3 protein-coding genes and 1 pseudogene are annotated in these 1,519 nt (G+C 36.5%); 2 read left to right on the top strand and 2 right to left on the bottom strand.

Going from position 1 to position 1,519, the window contains the following annotated elements:
• Together J7R05_RS07100 and J7R05_RS07095 are read right to left on the bottom strand one after the other, a co-directional pair.
• Positions 1-288, bottom strand: a 288-nt coding sequence (locus J7R05_RS07100) for a hypothetical protein (protein ID WP_208541753.1), incomplete at its 3' end; no start/stop codon positions are given.
• Between the two features lie 239 nt (positions 289-527).
• Positions 528-842, bottom strand: coding sequence for a helix-turn-helix domain-containing protein (locus J7R05_RS07095; RefSeq protein WP_078689416.1), 315 nt, complete (start codon positions 840-842; stop codon positions 528-530).
• A gap of 85 nt (positions 843-927) precedes the next feature.
• On the opposite strand from J7R05_RS07095, the gene J7R05_RS07090 reads away from it, so the two are divergent.
• Positions 928-1,221: a hypothetical protein gene (locus J7R05_RS07090; RefSeq protein WP_208541752.1), complete on the top strand. Its 294-nt coding sequence runs from the start codon at positions 928-930 to the stop codon at positions 1,219-1,221.
• Positions 1,222-1,233: 12 nt separating this feature from the next.
• A pseudogene (locus J7R05_RS07085) lies at positions 1,234-1,519 on the top strand (hypothetical protein); the annotation flags it as partial.

Raw genomic sequence — 1,519 nt, 5'->3', positions numbered from 1 at the left:
TGCCCAGCTGTGAGCTATAAAAGGATATGGGGCATCCTCTACAAAATAATAATGGCTATAATCATCTAAGTACTTTTGAACATAAAGTTCAGCAACGTCTTCTGAAATATCATCATAGCGATTTGACGTAAGATCAATGCGAAGAATGCTTTCAACGGTTTCCATCTGCCCCACGATGTCCATGATTTCAGTTTCATCAACTGGTCCAGGTTTAGCGTAATAATCATCATCATAAGTCGATATAATCAACAAGATCTCATCAGCATTTACAAAAAGCTGTTTATTCATTTTCATCCCCTCTCATTCACGTTGGCAAATGGTTCTTTCTAAGTTATGGGGATAGACGTAACACGCTTTAGCGTTTATGTCAATTAAAAAAATCGCTATAGCGTTATTTTAATTAATAATGTAGGAACATAAAATGAAGAATTCTAAAAATTTAGAAGTAATTTTACCTAATATTGTTGTAAGATGGGAGGCTTTATCTACGACACAAAAACAAGAAATATTAATGGTAGTAGAAGATATTACTTATGCTGTTCCGTCAATAAAACGTTTAAAGCTTCAAGCTTCTTCTTATCCCCAGATGAAGCCCAAGTTATAAACTTTATATCTTCCTCGGAAATGTTGAATCCAGTTATTACATATATAGCGCTTGCATTTCCGAGTGTATTAAGAATAGCCATCAATTTATCCACAGAAGGCCTTTTCCCTCCATTCACCATCTGTTGTACATAGTTTTGCCCACAACCTGCGGCTTTACTTATCTCGACCATTGTTCGTCCGTCATTTTTTATTAGTTCAATTAAGCGTTGAAACCAATCTTTTTCAATCTTTGTCATTTTAAAGCCTTTACACTTTTACGCTATAGCGTTATAAGAGCGTTACAAGATTAGGTTATGTGATGAAGGAGTGTGAAAAGACATAATGCGCCATTCTGCCCTTATAAAGGATATAGAGTTGTTTTTAACTAATAACAAAATGTCTCCGTACACTTTTGGTTTTAAATCAATAAAAAATGGTCGTTTAGTTTCACGGTTACGGCACGGTGGACGCATATGGCCGGAAACGGAAATGCGCATTCGTACATTTATGAAATACTATCCAAATAATATACGCCCCGGCGTTACAAATCAAGATCTCCCCCCATCACCTGAGTTTGTAGATGGTTGTGCAGCAAGTAGGGCAGGGTATGAGCAACACGATGGTCAACAATATTAGGTGGATAAGAACATGAGTATAGAAAAGAAATACGAGCTTACGGAAGAAAGTGAGAAGGTTGATAATTCAAGATTTGGAAAGAAATATAACTGCACTCTTCATCGTATTCGTGCATTAAGAGACTTTGGTGATGTTAAAGCTGGTGACATTGGTGGTTTTATAGAGAAAGAAGACAATCTTTCTCATGAGGGTGATTGTTGGGTTTATGACGGTTCATACGTTTCCGGCAATGCTATGGTGAGTGGTGATGAAAAGATAAAAGATACGGTAGTGTGTGATGATAATGTTATTACGTATG

It is taken from the genome of Bartonella capreoli, from assembly GCF_902813205.1.
In the GTDB taxonomy this organism is placed as follows: Bacteria; Pseudomonadota; Alphaproteobacteria; order Rhizobiales; family Rhizobiaceae; genus Bartonella; species Bartonella schoenbuchensis.
Note: the sequence above shows the minus strand (reverse complement) of the source record. Positions and strands in the feature narration are given on the sequence as shown.